The organism is Streptomyces sp. NPDC104307 (genome assembly GCF_055584045.1).
Genome location: NZ_JBVJMU010000004.1, coordinates 404,047 through 418,934 on the forward strand (window position 1 = coordinate 404,047; position 14,888 = coordinate 418,934).

The 14,888-nt window shown below is 72.7% G+C and carries 13 protein-coding genes; 9 read left to right on the top strand and 4 right to left on the bottom strand.

Features of this window, described 5'->3' with window-relative positions; all coding sequences use genetic code 11:
* Window positions 1-219 precede the first annotated feature (219 nt).
* The 6 genes from ACZ601_RS14730 (at window position 220) to ACZ601_RS14755 (ending at window position 7,419) form a co-directional block, all read left to right on the top strand.
* Window positions 220-666 carry a MarR family winged helix-turn-helix transcriptional regulator gene (locus ACZ601_RS14730; protein WP_469537324.1) on the top strand — a complete coding sequence of 149 codons (447 nt, stop codon included), beginning with the start codon at window positions 220-222 and terminating at the stop codon, window positions 664-666.
* Complete coding sequence (locus ACZ601_RS14735) at window positions 659-2,089, top strand: MFS transporter (protein WP_469537327.1); 1,431 nt, start codon at window positions 659-661, stop codon at window positions 2,087-2,089. The genes ACZ601_RS14730 and ACZ601_RS14735 overlap by 8 nt, the downstream gene beginning before the upstream one ends.
* A 59-nt stretch (window positions 2,090-2,148) precedes the next feature.
* Complete coding sequence (locus tag ACZ601_RS14740; RefSeq protein WP_469537330.1) at window positions 2,149-2,703, top strand: cysteine hydrolase family protein; 555 nt, start codon at window positions 2,149-2,151, stop codon at window positions 2,701-2,703.
* A 95-nt stretch (window positions 2,704-2,798) separates the two neighbouring features.
* Window positions 2,799-3,530, top strand: coding sequence for a 4'-phosphopantetheinyl transferase family protein (locus tag ACZ601_RS14745; RefSeq protein WP_469537333.1), 732 nt, complete (start codon window positions 2,799-2,801; stop codon window positions 3,528-3,530).
* Window positions 3,531-3,582: 52 nt separating this feature from the next.
* Window positions 3,583-5,223, top strand: a complete 1,641-nt coding sequence (gene pgm / locus ACZ601_RS14750) for a phosphoglucomutase (alpha-D-glucose-1,6-bisphosphate-dependent) (protein WP_469537336.1) — start codon at window positions 3,583-3,585, stop codon at window positions 5,221-5,223.
* A 120-nt stretch (window positions 5,224-5,343) separates the two neighbouring features.
* On the top strand, window positions 5,344-7,419 hold the full coding sequence (locus ACZ601_RS14755) for a SpoIIE family protein phosphatase (protein ID WP_469537339.1): 2,076 nt from the start codon (window positions 5,344-5,346) through the stop codon (window positions 7,417-7,419).
* A gap of 114 nt (window positions 7,420-7,533) precedes the next feature.
* Here the strand turns inward: ACZ601_RS14755 and ACZ601_RS14760 are convergent, their stop codons facing one another.
* The 3 genes from ACZ601_RS14760 to ACZ601_RS14770 all read right to left on the bottom strand — a co-directional run bounded on the left by ACZ601_RS14760 (window position 7,534) and on the right by ACZ601_RS14770 (window position 9,465).
* Window positions 7,534-8,028, bottom strand: coding sequence for a lamin tail domain-containing protein (locus ACZ601_RS14760; RefSeq protein WP_469537342.1), 495 nt, complete (start codon window positions 8,026-8,028; stop codon window positions 7,534-7,536).
* Between the two features lie 396 nt (window positions 8,029-8,424).
* A complete protein-coding gene (locus ACZ601_RS14765) occupies window positions 8,425-9,060 on the bottom strand; it encodes a DUF6629 family protein (RefSeq protein ID WP_469537345.1) in 636 nt (211 codons plus the stop codon).
* Window positions 9,061-9,165: 105 nt separating this feature from the next.
* A complete protein-coding gene (locus ACZ601_RS14770) occupies window positions 9,166-9,465 on the bottom strand; it encodes a DUF1876 domain-containing protein (RefSeq protein WP_440574222.1) in 300 nt (99 codons plus the stop codon).
* Between the two features lie 268 nt (window positions 9,466-9,733).
* Here ACZ601_RS14770 and ACZ601_RS14775 point away from each other — a divergent pair, with 268 nt between their 5' ends.
* Window positions 9,734-10,567, top strand: a complete 834-nt coding sequence (locus ACZ601_RS14775; protein WP_469537348.1) for a PP2C family protein-serine/threonine phosphatase — start codon at window positions 9,734-9,736, stop codon at window positions 10,565-10,567.
* A gap of 76 nt (window positions 10,568-10,643) precedes the next feature.
* Complete coding sequence (locus tag ACZ601_RS14780; protein ID WP_440574226.1) at window positions 10,644-11,642, top strand: MASE1 domain-containing protein; 999 nt, start codon at window positions 10,644-10,646, stop codon at window positions 11,640-11,642.
* Between the two features lie 18 nt (window positions 11,643-11,660).
* On the opposite strand, the gene ACZ601_RS14785 is transcribed toward ACZ601_RS14780, so the two are convergent.
* The gene (locus ACZ601_RS14785) at window positions 11,661-12,920 is read right to left on the bottom strand and encodes an FAD-binding protein (protein WP_469537352.1); all 1,260 of its coding nucleotides are present in this window, start codon (window positions 12,918-12,920) and stop codon (window positions 11,661-11,663) included.
* 418 nt (window positions 12,921-13,338) lie between these two features.
* Here ACZ601_RS14785 and ACZ601_RS14790 point away from each other — a divergent pair, with 418 nt between their 5' ends.
* Entirely contained in the window at window positions 13,339-14,841 is a 1,503-nt protein-coding gene (locus ACZ601_RS14790) for a sugar transferase (RefSeq protein ID WP_469537355.1), read from the top strand.
* The last annotated feature ends 47 nt before the right edge of the window (window positions 14,842-14,888 follow it).

Below are 14,888 nucleotides of genomic sequence, written 5' to 3' on the forward strand. Positions count from 1 at the left end.
GGCTCAACTGCCCTGACAAATAAGGCAATAGATGGCGCATCGGCAATCGGCGAGTCCGCACGGACGGTCTTGCAAACGGGCTGCAATTTACGCAACAGATTTGCGTAAAAGCGAAAGGCGCTGAAAGCGCCAGCTCGGACAGGGAGACGCCCGGAGAGATCGGCCGAGTTATACAGCTGAAACTGTACAACTCAGCCTGTAGGTTCTACTGTGGAGCGCATGAACGAGAGCTCGCGCACGTCGCCCTCAGCGGTTCAGGCCTCGCGAGAGGTCCGTACGGTCATCGGCCGGCTGCGACGCCGCATCCTGAACGCCGCCGAGGCCGAGGACATCACTTTTGGCCAGGAGTCCGTGCTGACCCGGCTGTCCACCGATCCGGGCGTCACGGCCAGTGAGCTGGCCACGGCCGAGGGCGTGCGCCACCAGTCGGTGACGGCGACGCTCGCGTCGCTCACCGCCCTGGGGCTCGTGGAACGCCGCCGCGACCCCGGTGACGGGCGCCGCCTGCTGGTCGCGCTGACCGAGGCGGGGCACCAACGGGTGGCGGAGGGACGCCAGGCCCGCCAGGAGTGGCTCGCCGGTGAGCTGCAGGAGCGGTGCACCGAGGAGGAACGGCAGGCCGTGATCGCCGCGATGACCGTACTGGAGCGCCTGACCCATGACTGACCGGACGACAGCGGCGCGCGGCCGCACGGCGACGGCGGGCTTCGACCGGCGGCTGCTGCCGCCGATGCTGCTGGGCTCGGTCCTGAACCCGGTCAACTCGACGATCATCGCTGTCACGCTGATACCCATCGGCAACGCGCTCGGCGCCCCGCCCTCGCAGACCGCGTGGCTGGTCTCGGCCCTCTACCTGGCCACCGCGCTCGGGCAGCCCGTCGTGGGCCGGCTCATCGACATCTTCGGGCCGCGCAGGCTCTTCCTCGTCAGCACCACACTGGTCGGGGTCGCCGGCGCCATCGGCACCGCGGCGCCGAACCTGGGAGTGCTGATCGCCTCACGCGTCCTGCTGGGATTCGGCACCTGTGCCGGGTATCCCGCCGCGATGGCGCTGCTGCGCAGCGAGGCCCGGCGGACGGGCCGGGACAGCCCCGGCGGGGTGCTGACCGCCTTGGCCGTCGCCAACCAGACCATCGCCGTGATCGGCCCGCTGCTGGGCGGCCTGCTGATCGGGCTGGGCGGCTGGCGCTCCACGTTCGCGCTGAATGTGCCCCTCGCCGGCGCGGCCGTACTGCTGGGGCTGCTCCGGCTGCCCAGGGAGGCCGGCACCGGGGAGTCCCCGCAGCGCGGACGGATCGCCGCCCAGCTCGACCTGCCCGGGATGGCGCTGTTCGCCGCGACGCTCGTCTCCCTGCTGCTGTTCCTGATGAACCTTCACCTGCGCGACTGGTACCTCCTGGCCGTCACCGCCGCCGCGAGCGCCGCGTTCGCGGTGCGTGAGCTGCGGGCGCCCACCCCGTTCATCGACCTGCGGGTGCTGGGCGGCAACACGCCGCTGCTGGCCACCTACGGGCGCGCGCTCGTCGCCTATGTCGTCTCGTACGCCTTCCTCTACGGGTTCACCCAGTGGACGGAGGAGGGCTTCGGGCTCTCGCCCTTCCACGCCGGGCTCGTCCAGATCCCCATGTTCCTGGTGGCCATCGGGGTTTCGGTCCTCACCGGGCGGCGCAAGGGGGTGCGCGGCAAGCTGATCGTCGGCGGGCTCGGCCAGATCGCCGCCTGCGCGGTGATGCTGACGCTCACCGGGGCGAGCCCGGTGTGGACGCTGGTACTCGTCGCCCTGATATTCGGCCTCCCGCAGGGGCTGAACAGCCTGGGCCTGCAGAACTCGGTCTACTTCCAGGCCGATCCCGAGCGCACCGCTTCCTCCGCCGGGCTGCTGCGCACCTTCGCCTATGTGGGTTCGATGGTCGCCTCCGCCACGGCGGCCGCCTCCTTCGGCCGGCGCGTGGACACCGGCGGTATGCACCACCTCGCCTGGATCATGCTCGGCGCGGCCGTGCTCTACCTCCTGATGACCGTGTTCGACCGCACCCTCGGCGGCGCGACGGACAAGGGTGCCCCGGCCGCCGCACCGCGGGCGCGTTGACCACCCGTCGTCCTTCGCCCGTATCCCGAACAGGCTCAACCCACCGAAAGGCCCGAACCATGTCCCGCACCGCGCTGCTCTCGATGGATCTCCAGCTCAGCCACCTCGACCACATGCCCGCCGACTACCTGCCCCACGCGGTGCGCGCTCTCGCCACGGCCCGCGCCGCGGGAATCCCCGTCATCCACGTGACGCTGCGGCTGCGTCCCGGCCACGCCGACGCCCATCCCCGCAACAAGACCTTCGGATCACTTGCCGCCCACCTCTTCACCGCCGACGACCCGGGCGCCGCGATCCATCCGGACGCCGCCCCGGCCGAGGGCGAGACCGTCGTCCACAAGAACCGCGTCAGCGCCTTCGCGGGCAACAACCTCCAGCAGATACTCGCCGTCCAGGACATCGGTCATCTCGTCCTGGCCGGCATCTCCACGGGGGGCGTCGTCCTGTCCACCGCGCTTCAGGCGGCCGATCTCGACTACCGGGTGACCGTCCTGTCCGACGCCTGCGCCGACCCGGATCCCGCGCTGCACCGCACGCTCGTGAACGACCTCCTCGCACGCCGCTGCGAGACCGCCACCGTCGCGGAATGGGCTCTCGCCCTCAGGACCTCCTGAGCCCACCGGGGCTCGGGTCTCCATAGAATGTGAGCGACCGCCCCGCCGTTGACGACCGCTCACGGCGCCCGCCCCGGCCGAGGGAAGACGCAACGGTGTACCAGCCCGACGAGTTCGCATTCACCGAGACCGGCTGCCGGGCCCCGACGGCCGCCCGGAGCACCGGTGTTCCCGCGCTGTGGATCGTGGACGCGCAGCGGGAGGGCGAACGGGCGCAGGCGCTGGCCCCGGGCATCCTCGACGCGCGGGAGCTCGCGCGGGCCGGGAGCCTGGCCGTCGAGGCCGACCGCTTCTGCTTCGTCGCCTCGCACGTGGCGCTGCGGATGCTGCTGGGGGCGCGGCTCGGCGTCGCCCCCGACGCCGTGCCGCTGAGGCGAGAGCCGTGTCCCTCCTGCGGCGGGCCGCACGGCCGTCCCGCGACCGACGGTGGCGTGCACTTCTCGCTGTCGCACACCCGGGGCGTCGCGCTGCTCGCGCTCGCGGACGAGCCGGTGGGGGTGGATGTGGAACGCGCCCCGGAGAACCGGGTCGTGTCGGAGATCGGGGACCAGCTGCATCCGGCGGAGCGCGAAGAGCTGGCGGCGCTGCCGGCCGAGGAGCGGCCCGCCGCCTTCGTGCGGGCCTGGACCCGCAAGGAGGCGTATCTGAAGGGCACCGGGATCGGACTGGCCGACGGCATCTCGCACGACCACTTGGGGACCGGCCCGGTTCCGCAGCCGGGCCCCGCGGGCTGGACCGTCACCGATGTCGCGGTCCCCCACGGATACGCCGCGGCGGTCGCCGTCCGCACGGCGGGGCGCCCGCCCGCACACGAAGACGACCGGTGAAGATGGCCCGGCGGGCAGATCGCACCGACCGACCGATACGGAGGAGTGGCAGATGCCGCACACACGAGCCGGACAGCAGGCGCGCCCCGAGGACCTGACCGATGTGGCCCGGCTGGTGACCGCGTACTACACGCTGCACCCGGATCCGGCCGAGGCCGGACAGCGGGTGGCGTTCGGCACCTCTGGGCACCGGGGTTCGTCGACGGCCACCGCGTTCAACGAGGACCACATCGCCGCGACCAGCCAGGCGATCAGCGAGTACCGGGCCGGGCAGGGCACGGACGGTCCGCTCTTCCTCGGGGCCGACACCCACGCGCTCTCCGAGCCCGCGCGGGTCACCGCCCTTGAGGTGTTCGCGGCGAACGAGGTGACCGTGCTCATCGACTCCGCCGACGGATACACCCCGACGCCCGCGGTCTCGCACGCCGTCCTCGCCCACAACCGAGGCCGTACCTCGCATCTCGCCGACGGTGTGGTGGTCACCCCGTCCCACAACCCGCCCGGTGACGGCGGGTTCAAGTACAACCCGCCGAACGGCGGTCCGGCCGGGTCCGCAGCGACCGGCTGGATCCAGGAGCGGGCCAACGAGATCATCGCGGGCGGGCTCAAGGACGTCCGCCGGGTGCCCTACGTCCGTGCGCTGGCGGCGCCCTCGACCGGTACGTACGACTTCCTCGGCAGCTATGTGACGGACCTTCCGTCCGTGCTCGACCTCGACGCGGTGCGCGCCGCGGGGGTGCGGATCGGCGCCGATCCGCTGGGCGGGGCGTCGGTCGCGTACTGGGGCCGCATCGCGGAGCAGCACCGGCTCGACCTGACCGTGGTCAATCCGCTCACCGACCCCACCTGGCGGTTCATGACGCTGGACTGGGACGGCAGGATCCGGATGGACTGCTCGTCCCCGTACGCGATGGCCTCGCTGATCGGGCAGCGCGACCGCTTCGACATCGCCACCGGCAACGACGCCGACGCGGACCGGCACGGCATCGTCACCCCCGACGCGGGCCTGATGAACCCGAACCACTACCTCGCCGTCGCCATCGACTACCTGTACCGGCACCGGGACCGGTGGCCGGCGGAAGCGGGCATCGGCAAGACCCTGGTGTCCTCGGGAATGATCGACCGGGTCGCCGCCGGTCTCGGCCGGCAACTGGTCGAGGTGCCGGTCGGATTCAAGTGGTTCGTGGACGGCCTGGCCGACGGATCGCTCGGATTCGGCGGCGAGGAGTCGGCCGGGGCCTCGTTCCTGCGCCATGACGGATCGGTGTGGACGACGGACAAGGACGGCATCCTGCTCGCGCTGCTCGCCTCCGAGATCCTCGCGGTGACGGGCGAATCGCCGTCCGCGCACTACGCCGCGCTGGTCTCCCGGTTCGGCGAGCCGGCGTACGCCCGGATCGACGCCCCGGCGGACCGCGAGCAGAAGGCGGTGCTGGCGCGGCTCTCCCCCGAGCAGGTCGGCGCCGACACCCTCGCGGGCGAACCGGTCACGGCCGTGCTCACCTCGGCGCCGGGCAACGGGGAGGCGATCGGCGGAATCAAGGTGACCACGGAGAACGCCTGGTTCGCCGCCCGGCCCTCGGGCACGGAGGACGTCTACAAGATCTATGCCGAGTCCTTCCTCGGCGCGGATCACCTCGGCCGGGTCCAGGAGGAGGCCAAGGCCGTCGTCTCGGCCGCCCTGGAGAGCTAGGGCCCAGCGGTTCCGCTTCACTCGTCCGGCCCCGCACGGTGGCGGGCCGGACGGGAGGTGCGCAGGCTGTCGTGAGAGCCGTCGATTCGCTGGGACGGCGGAGCCCGATGGGGGTGCGACGTGTCGGACGCCGGTGGAACGGCCCCTGGGACGTCCACGGGTGACGTCATGTCGGTGGCGCTCCTGGACGCCCTGTTCAGCCAGTCCGCGGTGGGCCTGCACGTCCTGGACACGGAGCTGCGGGTGGAGCGCGTCAACCCGCTGTCCGAAGCGGTCGACGCCGATCAGCTGGTGGGACTGCACTTCACCGAGGCCTACCGGTTCGACGATCCGGTCAAGGCCGAACGACTGCTGCGCGGCGTGCTGGAGAACGGCACGCCCGTGCTCGACCAGGTGATCCGGGGACGGATCGCGTCGGCGCCCGGCACCAGCCACAGCCTGCGGATCACCCTGCACCGGCTGGACGACCCCACGGGGCGGCCCCTCGGGGTGCTGGCCGCGGTCGTCGACATCAACGAACGGGAGAAGGCCCTCGCGCGGGCGGACTGCCTGACGGCGGTGCGCCGGGAGGTGGGCCACTCCCTCGATGTGGCGGTGACCTGCGAGGGCCTGGTCGCGGCCCTCGTACCGAGGTTCGCCGACTTCGCCGTGGTCGAGGTGGTGGACGAGGTCCTGCGGGGCTCGCCCCCGCCGGCCGGTCCGCTGGGGCGCGAAGTCCCGTTGCGCCGCGCGGCGCAGCGGGGAGCCGGTGGCGACGGCGTGGCCGGGGACGTGCGGCGGCTGCCGGAGCGCACGCCGTTCGCGCTCGCCGTCACGGACCTGCGCCCCCGGCTGTCCGCGCTCGGACCGGACACCCCGTGGCTGGCCGCGGATCCGGACACCGCGCGGCTGATCGAGGTGTCGGGGGCGCACTCGCTGATCGTGGTGCCGCTGAAGCTGCACGGCGCCGTGCAGGGCCTGGTGAGCCTCTACCGGTTCCGCGGAACCGAACCGTACGACGAGAACGATGTCGCGCTCGCGCTGACGGCGGCCGCCCATGCCGCACTGAGTGTCGAGAACGCCCGGCGCTACGAGCGCGACCACGTGATCGCCTCCACCGTCCAGCGACGGCTGCTCCCCCAGCACGACCGTGCCCGGGTCGCCGTCGAGACCGCGCACATCCTGCTGCCGGGGCGCAACAGCGGCTGCTGGTTCGACACCGTCGGGCTGTCGGGTGCGCGTACGGCGCTGATCATCGGCAATGTCGAGGGGCACGGGCTGCAGACGGCCATCACCATGGGGCAGCTGCGCACGGTCATCCACGCGCTGGCCGGCCTCGATCTGGAGCCCGACGAGGTGCTGGCCCGGCTCAACGACACGGCCGAACGGCTGGCGCGCGAGCGCAGGTCGCTGCCGCCCGGCGACTCGCTGCACAACCAGGCCCTGACGGCGACGTGCATGTACGCGGTCTACGACCCGTTCGCCCGGACCTGCACCGTGGCGCGGGCGGGGCATCCGGCGCCGGTGGCTGTCGGGCCCGACGGCAGCCCGGTGGCCCTGGACGTCCCCGAGGGTCCGCCGCTCTTCTCCGACGACAGCGCCCCCTTCGCCACGGCCACGGTCCGGCTCGACGAGGGCAGTGTGCTGGCGTTCCTCACCGGTTCGCTGGTGCCCGACGCCCGGTCCGTGGCCGGGGTACGGGAAGCGCTCGCCTTTCCGGACCGCCCGCTGCGGCAGCTGTGCGACGCGGTCGTCTACAACCTGCCGGCCGGCGCCCGTCCCGACGGTGCCGCGCTGCTTCTCGCCAGGACCGGCGTCGTCCCGGCCGACCGGGTCGCGACCTGGGAACTGGCCCACGACCGGGCCACACCCGCCATGGCCCGCACCCTCGTCCGGGACCGGCTGGAAGGGTGGAACCTCGACGAGGAGACGATCGAGGCGACCGAACTCATCGTGAGCGAGCTGATCACCAACGCGGTCCGCTACGGAACCCCGCCGCTGCAACTGCGTCTTCTGCTGGACCGCACCCTGACCTGCGAAGTCCATGACACCAGTCCGATGGCGCCCAACCTGCGCCACGCGCGCACCCTGGACGAGGGAGGCCGCGGTCTGTTCATCGTGTCCCAGCTCGCCACGCACTGGGGCACCCGGTACGGCGCGGAGGGCAAGGCCCTGTGGACCGAACAGGAGGTCCCCGCTCCGGAGGGCGGCTCCTGACGGCCGCTGTCCGGTCCGGCCGAACGGGTGCGGCGCACCGCGGCCGGGTGGGCCGTGGTGCGCCGCGGTCAGGAAGCCGGCGGCGGCCCCGGGTTCAGGGGCGGCCGGCAGCGGTCAGCGGCGGCCGCCGTGGTGGCGGCCCCAGGACTTCGAGTCGACCTTGTGGCCGCGCGCGTCCTTGAGGGTCGCCGTGTCGCTGTTGTCCCAGACGTAGCGGCGGAGGTCCTGGTAGACGTCGTGGCGGTTGTCACGGCCGGCACCGGTGTGGACGCGCACCGAGGAGCGGCCCGCCAGGCGCAGATCGAAGCGGTAGGTGCGGTGGCTCTCGTCACTGAGGGTCCAGCCACGCAGGTTGACCGAACCGCGGCCGGTGTTGGTGACGGTGACCCATTCACCGTTCAGGCTGCGGTTCGATCCGTTGTCGCGGCCGGGGCTGTCGTACTGGATCTTGCCCAGGACGACGGCCGAGCGCGGGGCCGGCTTGCTGTGGCCGTGGTCGTGACCGCGGCCGTGGCCGTGGCCGTCTGCTGCCGCCGGAAGGGCGGCGGCGGCCAGGAGCGCGCCGGAAGCGAGAACGGTGGCGGTGATCCGCCGTGCGGAACGGGACATGAAGACCCCTCAGGTGCAGGCCCGGACCGTGCGGTCCGGGCGTTGTCCGGCCCCGGCGTCGTGCCGGGAAGCCACACTTTGAACCTGTTGCCCGTTCCGTGGACAGCGCCCCGGTACGTGTTACGAAGTGCGGACATTTCCGTCACACACGGCTGCAGGCACCACCCACCGAACCCTCCCGGTACCTGTCAATTCCTGTCCGTTGCACCCACCCGTACGACGCCGGGTTGACGGGGTCGTACGCCCTTGCTCCCCCACCGTCGCGGGCCCGCACCCGGTGTTTGAATCCGGTACCGAAACCTGTAACAGTCACCGCGCGGACGGACCTGAACGCCCGTTCCGTTACCCCGGGAAAGCACGCACGGAGGTTCCGTCGAACACGTGTTGAACCGGGGTTCACGATCCGGCGGATGCGGCGTCCGGGGCGGAGCGCCTCCCCGACCGGCCGAGCAGGACCACCGAGCACACGGCGGCGAACGCGCACCAGGTCGAGACGAACTCCAGCCGCCACAGCGCGGCGCAGACCGCGGCCCCGACCGCGGCCAGTCCGCCGAGCCACGTCAGCCACCGGTCGCCGGACAGCAGCAGCGATCCGACGGTGGCCAGGAGGTAGCCCGCGACGAGCAGTGCGGGGAGCGGCAGGTCGAGCACATAGCCCAGGGTGTGCCCGCGGATCCGGGCGGTCACCGGCCGGACGGCGAGGCCGTACCCGAGGACGGCGGATGTCGCGGCTCCGGCCGCCAGCGGCACCAGCAGACGGCGGCGGGCGTGCGGCGGCGCGGCGCACAGGACGCCCGCCGGCACCCAGAGTGCCAGCAGCGGCAGGGCGATGACCGCCCAGGCCACGGTCGCCGGGCCGGTGCCGCCCTCCGCACGCCACACCGCGGACTCGATGATCTGATGGGCGCCCAGCAGCAGCGGGAGCGCGGCGAGCGGAAGATCCCGGACCCGGCGGGTGCGTAAGACACAGGCGGCGCCGACCGCCGCGATGGCGGAGCCCGCCACGAGGTCGGCGGTCGCGCTCCAGCACATGGCGTCACCCGGGGGTCTCTCGTTCGCGTGAACCGGTCCACTCGCCGGTCACGCTACGGCCCCCGCGGCGGGCGCGACAGCTGACGCGGCCGCGCGCGGTGAGGCTCAGGCCGTCGCGTCCGTCCAGGCGTAGGGCGGCGGAACCGGCCCGTCCGGGTGCCCCGCGCCGGCTTCTCCGATCTCCCGGTCGGCCACGCTCATCAGCTGGGCCGCGACGTCGCGCATCGCACGGCTCGCCGCGAGCTCGTCACCGATGGTGGGCACATCCGGGTCCTGCGGGCTGCAGCGGGCGACCCCGTGACCGGTGAGTCTCGCCGTGCCGGTGTCCAGCACCGCCTCCGCCCTGGTCGCGCCGTCCTGCTCGGACAGGTCGACGTGGACCGTCCACTCCATCGTCCGGCTCATCGCATACCTCCCGGCCCGCGCCGGCCGCCGTGCGACGCCGCCACGCGGGTGCACTCCCAGCATCCACCCAACCGGTGCGCCCCGCGCGCCCGCCGCCGGGGACGGCTCGGACTGCGCGGATCACCGCGCCGAAATACGATGAGCGGAGCCTCGTCCGGAACAGCCGGCGCGCGGCCCCGTACCGGATCCGAAACGTTGACCTCCCGGATCGTCCGCCACGACAGGCCCTGTGGTGCGGCTCGCCACCACACGCACTGGGGAGCGGCCCATGAACCGGCGTCGTCCTCCGCGCTCGGCCAGTGCCGAAGAGCTGCTGACCACGCTCCATCAGCTCACCTCGCGAGCGCGCCGCGAGGTGGAGCTGCATCAGGCGCGGGTGGAGCTGGCGGAGGCCCTCCAGCGGGAGATGCTGCCCTCGTCGCTGCCCGATCTGCCGGGGCTGCAGACCGCCGCCAGGTACACGCCCGCGCGCAGCGGTCTGGACATCGGAGGCGACTGGTACGACGGCTTCCTGCTCCCGGACGGTTCGCTGGCGTTCGCCATCGGGGACGTACAGGGGCACGACGTCGAGGCGGCGGCCTTCATGGGCCAGGTCCGGATCGCGATGCGCGCGCTGGCCGTCACCGCGGCCGATCCGGGCGAAGTGGTGCGGCGGACCAATGACCTGCTGCTGTCCGTCGACTCCGGCCTCCTCGCCACCTGCACCTTCGTCCGGATAGACCCATTCACCCGGGAGCTCCAGAGCGCCCGTGCGGGTCATGTCGCCGCGGTGTGGGCCACGGTGGACGGACGGGCGGGCACCACAGAGGACGAGGGCGGTCTGCCGCTGGGGATCCAGACCGGTGAGGAGTACCCGGTCAGCACCCGGCGTCTCACGACCCCCGGCGCCTTCGTGCTGCTGACCGACGGGGTGATCGAGGGTCCCTCCTACTCCATCGATGAGGGGCTGGACGCCGTGGTGCGGCTGGTGAGCTCGCGGGTCGGTGACGACGCGGACGAGCTGGCCGACGCGATCCTGGGGACGGCGGAGCGCACCGGGCACGAGGACGACGCCGCCGTGCTCGTCGTACGCCACGACGCGTTTCCCGCCGCTCCCGCATGACCCGGTGATCCGGCTGGTGCGTGTCACGCCACCGCCTCCGGCCGGGTCCGGTGTCTCATGAGATCTGATGAGAACCGTGATCCGCAGCGAGGAAAACCGGCGCAGGGCCGTGGCACTGCTGCGCATCCTGGCAGTCGCCGCCGCCTACTACGTGGGCGGCGGCCTGGGTCTGCTGAGGCAGGTGACGGTCCACGGGGCGATCGTGACACCGCTCTGGCCGCCGACCGGTATCGCCCTGGGCTGCCTGCTCATCATGGGGCTGCGCGTCTGGCCCGGTATCGCCATCGGCTCGCTGGTCGTCATCGCCACGCTCAGCGGCTACGTGACGCCGTCGACGGCGGCCGTCGTGGCGGGCAACACGCTCGCGCCCGTCTGCGCCTGCCTGATGCTGCGCCGGGTCGGCTTCCGGGCGGAGCTGGACCGGCTGCGCGACGGAGTGCTGCTGGTCTTCCTGGGTGCGCTGGGCGGGATGGCCGTCAGCGCGACCGTAGGCAGCGCCATGCTCGCGGTGGACGGCAAGCTGCCCGCCAGCGGGTTCTGGACGGTATGGGTGGCGTGGTGGGCCGGGGACGCCATGGGCGTGCTCGTGGTCACTCCGCTGGTGCTCGTGGTGCTGCGCAAGGCGCGGCTGCCCCGGATGTCCGACCGGTGGATCGAGGCCGGTGCGCTGCTGGTGGTCACGGTCGCGGGTGCGCTGGTGGCCACCCGTGGTCCGCTGTCGATGCTCTATCTGGTGTTTCCGATCCTCATCTGGGCGGCGCTGCGGTTCCAGCTGGCGGGCAGCGCGCCGTGCGCGCTGCTGGTGTCCGTCCTGGCGGTGGTGGCGGGCACGGAGCAGGTGGGACCGTTCGCCGGACACAGCATGCTGGAGGTGATGGTCAACCTCACGGTCCTCAACGGGGCCGTGGCGCTGACCTCGCTGCTGCTGGCCTCCGTCGTCGCGGAGCAGCAGAACATCCGCCGCCGGATCGAGCGCGCCTGCGAGGAGCTGGCCGATGTGGTGGACCATCTCGCGCCGGGCCGCTCCGCGGCCGCCTGGCCGTCCAGGGCGAGGGACGAGCGCGAGAGCCGCTGACCTGCGCCGGGCCGGGCGTCAGCCCGGGAAGTGCCGGTCCAGGAAGTCGTTGCGGAAGATGCCGTGCGGGTCGTACCGGGCCATCAGCTTCTCGAAGTCCGTGTACCGCCCGTACAGGGTGCGCAGGACGTCGGGGGCGGTGCTGAACACCTTGCCCCAGTGCGGCCGTGCGCCGAACGGGGCCAGCGCCTCCTCTATCTCCCCGAGCACCGGCGCCACCGCCGCGGTGTCCGGTATCCAGGTGAAGTGGAAGGCCACCGAGTCCCGGCCGGACGCCGGGCTCAGCCACAGCTCGTCTGCCGCGACGCTGCGGATCTCGGAGATCTGGAGCAGCGGGGCGATCCGGTCCCGGAGCCTGCCCAGCGCCCGGTAGGCGGCCGCGGCGTCCTCGCGGGCCACGAAGTACTCCGACTGCAGCTCGTCCCCGTTGCTCGGGGTGAACTCCAGCCGGAAGTGCGGCAGCCGGCTGTGCCAGGCACCGGCCGCGCCCTGCTGCCGGGTGCAGTTGCCGGCCGGCACCCCGGGGATCGGGTGGCGCGGGCCGTCGGCGAGCCGGGCGCCCAGCCATTCGGCCGGTGCCTGCCGCGCTCCCCCGCTCCCGACCCGCTGCTTGAGCCATACCTGGCCGACCGGTCCCGGGCGCCAGTCGGTGAAGACGCTGACGCTGTACGCGGCCGACATGACCTCGTCGAAACCGCCGGTCAGCCGGGACTCCGGCAGGTCCTCGTACACCCACTGCTGTACGTCGAAGGCCGGGACCAGGTCCAGCGTCAGCCGGGTCACCACACCCAGCGCCCCCATGGCGACCACCGCACCGGGGAAGTCCGCGTCACCGCGACGGAGCGAGACGGTCCCGCCGTCCGCCGTGACCATGTCCAGTGCCCGGACGGCGCCGGCGAGCGAGCGGTTCCCGGCGCCGGAGCCGTGGGTTCCGGTCGCGCAGGCGCCGGCCACCGAGATGTGCGGGAGCGACCCCAGGTTGTGCAAGGCGAAGCCGCGCTCGTGCAGTTCCCCGGCGAACTCACCGAAGCGCAGCCCCGCGCTCACCGTCACCGCTCCCGCGTCCGGGTCGATCTCGACGACGCGCGGCAGGCCCGCCACCGAGACCAGGTCCCCGGCGGTATCGGCGACGGTGTTGAACGAGTGCCGGGTGCCCAGGGCGCGTACCGCGGTGGAAGCGGCCACCGTCTCCCGCAGTTCGGCCTCCGAGCGGGGGACGCACAGCCGCCTCGCCCCGAACGTGACATTGCCGGCCCAGTTCTTCTCCGCGGGAGTCACCGTGCGTCCTCTTTCACTCGTGGCCGGGCGCAGTCTCCCGGCGGTGCATTCTCCCAGAAGGCGCCGCGGGCCCCTCGACCGAGGCGGCAGCACAGCTGAACCGACCGGCCACGTACTGTAGTTGGCGGAGCGCCGGTACATATCCGCACACCGACCGATTCCGGTGGTTCCCAAATACCAACAGCCCCGCACAGAACCTGTGATCCAGCCCGGAACGGGACGAGTTCCGGCTCACACCGCATGTCTGAACTTCACTGGAACTCCAGCGAAATGGCACGTGTGTGGATATCGTGCACCGAGCGAGGGCGCGTCCGTCAGTCCCCAGGATCGGCGGATGCGCCCCGTTTGTGGAGATGCAACTGTGACTGGGGGGTTCATGGGGCATGTCGAGCTACCCGAAACCGGAAGGTCAGGACCCGTGGGACTGGCGGGGGCGCCGCTGCCACGGACCGCTTCGAACCGGCCCCGCAGCCAGGAGTTCGACCGGCTGCCGCAGGGCCCGACCGTACAGCGCGAGCGTTCCGCCCGGCCAGGGCAGAGAAGAGGGCCTGGCCGGTATCTGCCGCTGGTCGTCTGCTTCGACCTGCTGGGCCTCGGCGTTCCCGGCTGGCTCGTGCTGCGCACCGACGGCGAGCCGCGAGCCCTGGCCGGTGCGGCCGCGGCGGCGCTGGCCTGGTCCTGCGTGCGGGCGGCGCGCGGCCGGTACTCGCTCCGGGCTCCCGGCCGGCCTCCGGGGGCGCTGACCGCGTCCGGGGACTGGCTGCTGCTCATCGGTGTGCTGGCGGTGCTCTGGACCGTCACCGACCCGGCCATCGATCCGGCGTCGGCGGTGGTGGCGCTGATTCCCGGCCTGCTGGCGACGACGGCCGTGTCCGGAGTCCGCCGGCTGCCCGCGCGGGGGAAGCGGCGGACGGCCCGCCGGGTGCTGGTGGTCGGGGCGGCCGCGGGGGTGGACCGGGCGGTGCGGCTGCTGGATTCCCGTGCGGACCACGGCTACCTCGTGGTGGCCGCCGTGCCGGTGGGGACGGCCGCGCTGAGCTGCGACGCCCCCGTGCCGGGCCGGCTCGCGCCCGCGCCGGCCGACGACGACGCCTCGACGGTGCTGGGCGCGGCCTTCGCGCACGAGGCGGACCTGGCGTTGGTGATACCGGGCCCTGAGCTCACGGAGGAACGATTACGGCGGCTGTCCTGGGGGCTGCACGACGGTGGACTGGAGCTGTCCGTGCTCTCGCACCTCTCGGAGATCGCGGCGGGCCGGATCCGGCCGGCCTCGGCGGCCGGACTGACCCTGCTGCACATCGTGCCGCCGCTGCGGCGGGGGCCACAGGCCGCGCTCAAGGCCGCGGTGGACCGGAGCGGCGCCGTCCTCGGCCTGCTCGCGCTGGCCCCCCTGCTGCTGCTGGTCGCAGCGGCGGTCAGGTTCACCTCCGGCGGACCGGTCTTCCACCGGCAGATCCGCCACGGGCAGCACAACCGGCCGTTCACCATGTGGAAGTTCCGCACGATGGTGGCCAACGCCGAGCAGCACCGCGAGCGGCTGGCCGCGTGCAACGAGACCGACGGCCCGATGTTCAAGATGCGCCGCGACCCCCGGGTCACCCGGGTGGGCCGGCTGCTGCGCCGCTCGTCCCTGGACGAGCTGCCCCAGCTCCTCAACGTCCTTCGAGGTGACATGTCCCTGGTCGGTCCGCGCCCGCCGCTGCCGGACGAGGTGTCCCGCTACGACGAGCGCGAGCTGAGACGGCTCTCGGTCAAACCGGGGCTGACCGGCCTGTGGCAGGTCAGCGGGCGCTCCGACCTGTCCTGGCAGGAGACCGTGTCGCTCGACCTCTGGTACGTGGACAACTGGTCGGTGGCCACGGACATGGGACTGATGGCCCGCACACTGCGCGCCGTCACCGACGGCCGAGGGGCGTACTGAGTGCGGCGGCGGACGCGGAATGCCGGAGGGGGCCGGGCGGACGGCGG

Excerpts from the sequence above, each read along its gene's own strand:
- ACZ601_RS14730 (WP_469537324.1), top strand. The coding sequence starts at position 220 with ATGAACGAGAGCTCGCGCACGTCGCCCTCAGCGGTTCAGGCCTCGCGA.
- ACZ601_RS14735 (WP_469537327.1), top strand. The coding sequence starts at position 659 with ATGACTGACCGGACGACAGCGGCGCGCGGCCGCACGGCGACGGCGGGC.
- ACZ601_RS14740 (WP_469537330.1), top strand. The coding sequence starts at position 2,149 with ATGTCCCGCACCGCGCTGCTCTCGATGGATCTCCAGCTCAGCCACCTC.
- pgm (WP_469537336.1), top strand. The coding sequence starts at position 3,583 with ATGCCGCACACACGAGCCGGACAGCAGGCGCGCCCCGAGGACCTGACC.
- ACZ601_RS14760 (WP_469537342.1), bottom strand. The coding sequence starts at position 8,028 with ATGTCCCGTTCCGCACGGCGGATCACCGCCACCGTTCTCGCTTCCGGC.
- ACZ601_RS14765 (WP_469537345.1), bottom strand. The coding sequence starts at position 9,060 with ATGTGCTGGAGCGCGACCGCCGACCTCGTGGCGGGCTCCGCCATCGCG.
- ACZ601_RS14770 (WP_440574222.1), bottom strand. The coding sequence starts at position 9,465 with ATGAGCCGGACGATGGAGTGGACGGTCCACGTCGACCTGTCCGAGCAG.
- ACZ601_RS14775 (WP_469537348.1), top strand. The coding sequence starts at position 9,734 with ATGAACCGGCGTCGTCCTCCGCGCTCGGCCAGTGCCGAAGAGCTGCTG.